The organism is Nonomuraea sp. B5E05 (assembly GCF_039880665.1).
Taxonomy (GTDB): domain Bacteria; phylum Actinomycetota; class Actinomycetes; order Streptosporangiales; family Streptosporangiaceae; genus Nonomuraea.
The window spans coordinates 46,270-52,717 of sequence record NZ_JBDPMJ010000041.1 but is presented as its reverse complement, the minus strand read 5'-3'; the positions used below and the strand labels follow the sequence as shown (position 1 = coordinate 52,717).

General features: G+C 69.4%; 6 protein-coding genes. All 6 read left to right on the top strand.

Annotation, left to right across the window (positions count from 1 at the left end; all coding sequences use genetic code 11):
* The first annotated feature begins 221 nt into the window (after nt 1–221).
* Nucleotides 222–1,511, top strand: a complete 1,290-nt coding sequence (locus ABGB01_RS42160) for a folylpolyglutamate synthase/dihydrofolate synthase family protein (RefSeq protein WP_347779615.1) — start codon at nt 222–224, stop codon at nt 1,509–1,511.
* Nucleotides 1,511–1,852 carry a DUF4233 domain-containing protein gene (locus tag ABGB01_RS42155; protein WP_347779609.1) on the top strand — a complete coding sequence of 114 codons (342 nt, stop codon included), beginning with the start codon at nt 1,511–1,513 and terminating at the stop codon, nt 1,850–1,852. Before ABGB01_RS42160 ends, ABGB01_RS42155 begins: the two co-directional genes overlap by 1 nt.
* Before the next feature lie 11 nt (nt 1,853–1,863).
* Nucleotides 1,864–3,438 carry a hypothetical protein gene (locus ABGB01_RS42150; RefSeq protein WP_347779608.1) on the top strand — a complete coding sequence of 525 codons (1,575 nt, stop codon included), beginning with the start codon at nt 1,864–1,866 and terminating at the stop codon, nt 3,436–3,438.
* Between the two features lie 138 nt (nt 3,439–3,576).
* On the top strand, nt 3,577–3,987 hold the full coding sequence (gene ndk, locus ABGB01_RS42145) for a nucleoside-diphosphate kinase (protein WP_020546379.1): 411 nt from the start codon (nt 3,577–3,579) through the stop codon (nt 3,985–3,987).
* Between the two features lie 317 nt (nt 3,988–4,304).
* Entirely contained in the window at nt 4,305–5,336 is a 1,032-nt protein-coding gene (locus ABGB01_RS42140) for a rod shape-determining protein (protein WP_347779606.1), read from the top strand.
* Nucleotides 5,336–6,214, top strand: coding sequence for a rod shape-determining protein MreC (mreC, locus tag ABGB01_RS42135; RefSeq protein ID WP_347779605.1), 879 nt, complete (start codon nt 5,336–5,338; stop codon nt 6,212–6,214). Before ABGB01_RS42140 ends, mreC begins: the two co-directional genes overlap by 1 nt.
* Nucleotides 6,215–6,448: the final 234 nt, after the last annotated feature.

Here is a 6,448-nt window from a genome sequence, read left to right as displayed (position 1 = left end):
AACCCGGAAGTTAAGCTTCTCTGCGCCGATGGTACTGCACTCGGGAGGGTGTGGGAGAGTAGGTCACCGCCGGACAATCTTTGGAGGGGGTTTCGACGCCTAGCGCGTCGAAACCCCCTCTTTTTTGTGTTGGGGCACCTCCGCAGCCGGGCCGCGTCGTGAGCGGTGGGGGCGGTCAGTAGGGTTGGGGTGTGGATTATCGTGCGGTAGAACGCGCGATCATGGAGCGTGGCGTCGAGTGGGATTTCGAGCCGACGCTCGACAGGATCGCGGCCCTTCTTGACGTGCTCGACTCCCCGCAGCGGGCGTACCCCGTCATGCACATTGCCGGCACCAACGGCAAAACGAGCACGGCGCGGCTGGCAGAGGCGCTCCTCAGGGAGCGCAACCTGAGGGTGGGGCGGTTCACCAGCCCGCACCTGGTGTCGATGCGCGAGCGGATCACCGTTGACGGTGCGCCGCTGAGCGAGGAACGGTTCGCCGAGGTTTACGAGGAGATCATCCCGTATGCCGAACTGACCGACACGCAGGGGCGGCGCATCCAGTTCTTCGAGTTGCTGACGGCGATGGCGTTCGCGGCGTTCGCCGACACGCCGGTCGATGTCGCGGTCGTCGAGGCCGGGATGGGCGGCTCCTGGGACGCTACCAACGTCGCGGACGGCACCGTGTCGGTGATCACGCCCATCTCGCTCGACCACACCGATCGGCTCGGGCCCGACATCCCCAGCATCGCCGCGGAGAAGGCGGGCATCATCAAGGCCGGCTCCACCGCCGTGTTCGCCCAGCAGGAGCTGCTGGCGGCCGAGGTGCTCATGAGGCGCGCGGCCGACGTCGGCGCAGTCGTGGCGCGGGAAGGGCTCGAGTTCGGGGTACTCAACCGTGAGGTGGCGCTCGGAGGGCAACTGCTCACGCTGCGCGGGCTGAAGGGTGTCTACGACGAGGTCTATCTGCCGCTTTACGGCGCCCATCAGGCGGGCAACGCCGTCTGCGCGCTGGCCGCCGTCGAGGCGCTGACCGGCGGCGACGATCCGCTCGACGTCGACCTCGTGCGCCAGGCGTTCTCTGAGGTCGCCTCGCCGGGGCGGATGGAAGTCGTGCGGCGCACGCCGGCGGTCGTGGTCGACGCCGCTCACAACCCCGCCGGTATGCAGGCCACGTTGGAGGGGCTGCACGAGGCGTTCGACTTCGCCAAGGTCATCGGCGTGGTCGCGGTCATGCGCGACAAGGACGTCGACGCCTTGCTGGAGTTGCTTGAGCCCGTGCTCGACGAGATCATCGTCACGCGCAACTCCTCTCCCCGGTCGATGACGCCGCAGGAGTTGGGGTCCTTGGCGGTGCCGGTCTTCGGTGAGGAGCGCGTGCACGTCGTCGACCGGCTCGACGACGCCATCGACAAGGGCATCGGCATCGCCGACGCCGAGGGTGAGTTCAGCGGCACGGGCGTGCTCATCACCGGGTCCGTGGTCACCGCGGGGGATGCGCGGCTGCTGCTGAAGGCGGATGGTTCGTGATGAGCTTCGAGGTCACCCCGGGGATGCGGCGGCTCGGCGCCAGCGTGCTCGGCATGGAGGCGATCGTCGCCGGGCTGATCACACCCGTGGCGATCAGCGTCGTCGGGGTCGAGCCGTGGCTCGCGGTCACCGTCGGCATCGGCCTGGCCGTGTTGTGCGTGGTCGCCGCGGGCCTGCTCAAGAAGCCCTTCGGCTACGTTCTCGGCAGCGTCGTCCAGCTGCTGGCCATCTGCGCGGGCTTCCTCGTGCCGGCGATGTTCTTCCTCGGGGCGATCTTCGCCGCACTGTGGATCACTGCGATTATCGTCGCTCGCCGTGTCGAAGGCGCTACTACCCGCTAAAGTCGGCCTACATGGCCGTCCCCCCGATCCATCGGTCGCCGCACCCGGCTGGCCCCAGGCTTCCATGGCTGCTCGATGCCGTGCTCGGGCTCCTCGTCGTGGCCGCGCTGCCGTTGGCGATCGTCGCGATCCCCAACACGCTCTCCGTCGTCGCCAAGCTGCTTCCCGGCGACATCGACCAGATCGGGCTCATGCGCACCCACGGGCTCGCCCTGCCCGCGCTGATGCTCACCGTGCCGCTCGCCTCTGTGGCGTTGCGCCGGGTGCAGGCCGCGCACCTCTTGCTCGCCGGGTTGACGCTGATGGCGCTGTCCGACGCCGCGGGCGGCTACGCCGGGTCCGAGCTGCTGGTAGGCGCGGTGCGCGTGGTGCGTGGCATCGGCGCGGGCCTGATCCTGCCCGCCACGCTCGCGGCCGTCTGGGAGCGGGCGCGGGTGCTGCGCGCCCTGTGGGTGGGCACGTTCGGTCTGAGCCTGCTCGCGGCCCAGGCGCTGGCGCTCTGGCCACTCGACGCGGTGAGCAGCTGGAAGGTGACGTTGCAGCCCTACCCGTTGGTGACGGGTGTGGCGCTCGCTCTGGCCGCCGTCCACCTCGTCGGATGGATGCTGCTCGGCCGGCCGTCCACGCAGGCGGCCGACGACGAGGACCGCGGCAGGCTGCTGCTGGCCGTCGCGCCTGCGGCGGGCATCGCCATCATGGCGATCAGCACCGCGAACGAAGGCTGGCGGGCTATCCCGGTCATCGCGCTGGCGGGCCTGGCGGTCGTCGGGTTGCTGGTGCTGGCCTCATTCGGGCCGCCACCGAACCGTACGCTGTCGTACTCGATGGTGGCGGTGGGCGTGGTGCTCCTGCCGAGCGCGGCGCAGGTCACGCTCATGGAGATGGGCGGGCTCGGCGGGCCGGGGCTGCGCGGGTTGTGGGTTCCGTTCGGGTTGGCCGGGCTGCTCGCCGTCGCGGCTGCTGTGGCGGTGCGGCTGTTCGCCGGGATCGCCGCGCGGTGGCTGGTGCCTCTGGGGCTGCTGGCCATGGTCGCGGGCTTGTGCTCGGTCCGGCTGGTCGTGCCTGCCGCTGATGGGCTGGTGCTCGTGGTGCCGTTCACGCTGCTCGCCGCAGGGGCGGCGGTGGCGCTGACGGCGGCGTTGCAGGAGGTGGGATTCGGAGCGGCGGTCTATGGGCTGTCGTTGTGCTGCGCCGGGGTGCTGGCGGGTTTCCTGCTGGGTACCGGGGTGCAGATGACGATGTTCGACGGTGTGCGCTCGGCCCAGGAACTGGTCGACCGCTTCGTCGGGGCCCTGCACTGGTGGGCGTTGATCGGCGGCTTCCTGCTGGTCGTGGTGATCGCGCTCGCCTCGGTGATGGCCCGGCGGCCGGTGAAGGAGGAGGCGCCGTCCCCTGATGAGAGGGCGGACGCCGGCTCGGCGGAGCAGCCCTGCGTCGGAGGGCCCGCGGCTGAGGGCGCCCGGGCCGGCGCGCCCCCCGAGTCGGCCTTCGACACGGGCCGGCCGCGGTGGGGTGACGAGCGGCGGCCCGAGCCGCCGGCGGTGCCGCCGCAGGCGCATTCGCCCGAGGACACCGCCTCCGCGTAGCGAAACGAGGGCGCGGCACGGGACGGTAAGCTGAGGGCCCTGTCATGGCGACGCGTGGGCCCGTGCCCCGCGGAGCGTTCACCGGGCCAGGTCCGGTGCCTGTCGCCGCGTCCCACTCTGTTCGAAGGAGAACATCAAGTGTCCGAGCGCACTCTTGTCCTGATCAAGCCCGACGGGGTTAAGCGCGGCCTCATTGGTGACGTGATCGCCCGCGTGGAGCGCAAGGGCCTCAAGGTCGTGGCGATGGACCTGCGCACCCTCGACGCCGACACCGCGAAGGCTCACTACGCCGAGCACTCCGAGCGGCCGTTCTTCGGCGAGCTCGTCGAATTCATCACCTCCGGGCCGCTCGTCGCCATGGTGCTCGAGGGCCCGCGCGCGGTCGAGGCCTTCCGTGCGCTGGCCGGCGCCACTGACCCGGTCAAGTCGGCCCCCGGCACGATCCGTGGCGACCACGCCCTCGAGATCGGGGAGAACGTCGTCCACGGCTCCGACTCGCCCGAGTCGGCCGCCAGGGAGATCAAGATCTTCTTCCCCGACCGCTTCTAGCCGTCTCCCCCTTTCCTGCCGTGCCCGCGTAGCTTTTCGCTGCGCGGGCAGTGGTCTTTTCGCCGATTTCTTTACGGGGGCGCGAGCAGTTTTTTATCGGAGCGTTTCCATAGTCTTGCCCGCGGTTGGGTGTTGAGGCGTTCCCGCGGCCGGTCGGATGTTGTGGTGCAATCCGGGCAAAATTGCGGTTGAGGTAGGGGCTGGAGATTTTTGAGGGGCGCGGGGGCTCATTGCGCCCATCGGTGGGTACGTCACGTTACGATTCGAATTCGATCCGTAGTCATTCGCATTGGACGTTACGGAGGGCTCCGTTCCCCATGGGCAGCAAGCTCGCGTTTCTCGGCCGCGACATGGCGGTCGACCTGGGCACCGCAAACACGTTGGTTTACGTGCGCGGCCGGGGCATCGTGCTAAACGAGCCGTCAGTCGTAGCGATCAACACCGCCACCGGCAAGATCGTGGCGGTCGGCATCGAGGCCAAGCGGATGATCGGCCGTACGCCTGGCAACATCGTCGCCGTTCGTCCGCTCAAGGATGGTGTTATCGCCGATTTCGATGTCACTGAGCGGATGTTGCGATATTTCATCCAAAGAGTGCATCGACGCCGCCACCTCGCCAAGCCTCGCATCATCATCGCCGTGCCCAGCGGCATCACCAGCGTCGAACAACGCGCGGTGAAGGAGGCGGGATACCAGGCGGGTGCCAGGAAGGTCTACATCATCGAGGAGCCGATGGCGGCCGCCATCGGCGCCGGGCTGCCGGTGCACGAACCCACCGGAAACATGGTGGTCGACGTCGGCGGGGGCACGACCGAGGTGGCGATCATCTCGATGGGCGGCGTGGTCACCAGCCAGTCGATCCGGATCGGCGGCGACGAGCTCGACCAGGCGGTGATCTCGTTCGCGAAGAAGGAATACTCGCTGATGCTCGGCGAGCGCACGGCCGAGGAGATCAAGATGGCGATCGGCTCGGCCTGCCCCAACGGCGAGGAGTTGCACGCGGAGATCCGCGGCCGCGATCTGGTCAGCGGGCTGCCCAAGACCATCATCGTGTCGAGCGAGGAGATCAGGAAGGCCACCGAGGAGCCGGTCAACGCGATCGTCGACGCGGTCAAGACCACGCTCGACAAGTGCCCGCCCGAGCTGTCCGGCGACATCATGGACCGCGGCATCGCGCTCACCGGCGGTGGCGCCCTGCTCAGAGGGCTGGACGAGCGGGTCAAGGTCGAGACGGGCATGCCCGTCCACCTCGTCGACAATGCGCTCGACTCGGTCGCCATCGGGTCAGGCAAGTGTGCGGAGGAGTTCGAGGCGCTCCAGCAGGTCCTGGTTCCGGAGTCGCGACACTGATGAGAGATTCCAACCGTGCCCGGCTGATCCTGGGAGCGCTGCTGGCGGCGGCGCTGGTCCTCCTGACCATCGACCATCGCACGGGCGACAACTCGCCGCTGCACCCGCTGCGAGCGGCCGGAGCCTACGTGTTCGGCACGGTGGAGCAACTCGGCGGCGGCGTCGTACGCCCCATCGGCGGGTTCGTCCAGGCGCTGGTGGCCGCGCCCGGCGCTCAGGAACGCATCGACGCCCTCAAGGCGGAGAACGCCAAGCTCCGGGCGGGGATGCTGGTCGGCAAACTCGACTCCGACCGGGCCAAGGAGCTCAAGGATCTGCTCGGCCTGGCAGGTGCGGGCGGATACAAGGTGGTGCCGGCCAACGTCGTCGCCCGGCGGGGAGCGCCCGGGTTCGAGGACGCCGTGCAGATCGACGCGGGCACCAGCGACGGCGTGCGTACGGAGATGACCGTGCTCAACGGCGAAGGGCTGGTCGGGAGGGTCATCCGCGCGTCGGCGCACAGCTCGACGGTGGTGCTGCTCAGCGATCCCGCCTCGGCCGTGGGGGCGCGGCTGGAAGGGGCCAAGGAGATCGGAGTCGTGCACGGGGTGGGGGAGCACGGGCGGCTCGTGCAGTTCCGGCTCCTCGACTCGACCGCACCGCTGACCAGGGGCGGGCGGATCGTGAGCTTCGGATCGCAGCACGGGAGGCCGTACGTGCCCGGGGTGCCCGTCGGGGTGATCGAGAGGGTGGAGTCGACGCCTGGAGAGCTGACGCGCATCGCCTACGCCAGGCCGTACGCGGATCTGACGGCTCTCGACGTGGTCGGTGTGGTGGTGGAGGCGCCCAAGCGTGACCCGCGTGACGCGGTGCTGCCCCCCAAGGAGAAGGCGCGGTGATCGGGGCGTCGGGAGGGATGACGGTTCTGAGGCCGGGAGTGGACGCGGCGCCAGGTGCGGGCGCCTCTGCGGGCGAGATGATCGCTCCGCCGCCAGGTGCGGTGACGCCTTCGGACGATCCCCTGGTGGGGTCGGGTGTGAGAGCTGCATGGGGTTGGGCCCTGGTGAGGGCGGGAGTGGCGTCTTCGGGTGGGGCGTGCGCAGGGTCCGGTGTGGTCGTCGATGGGGAGGGGT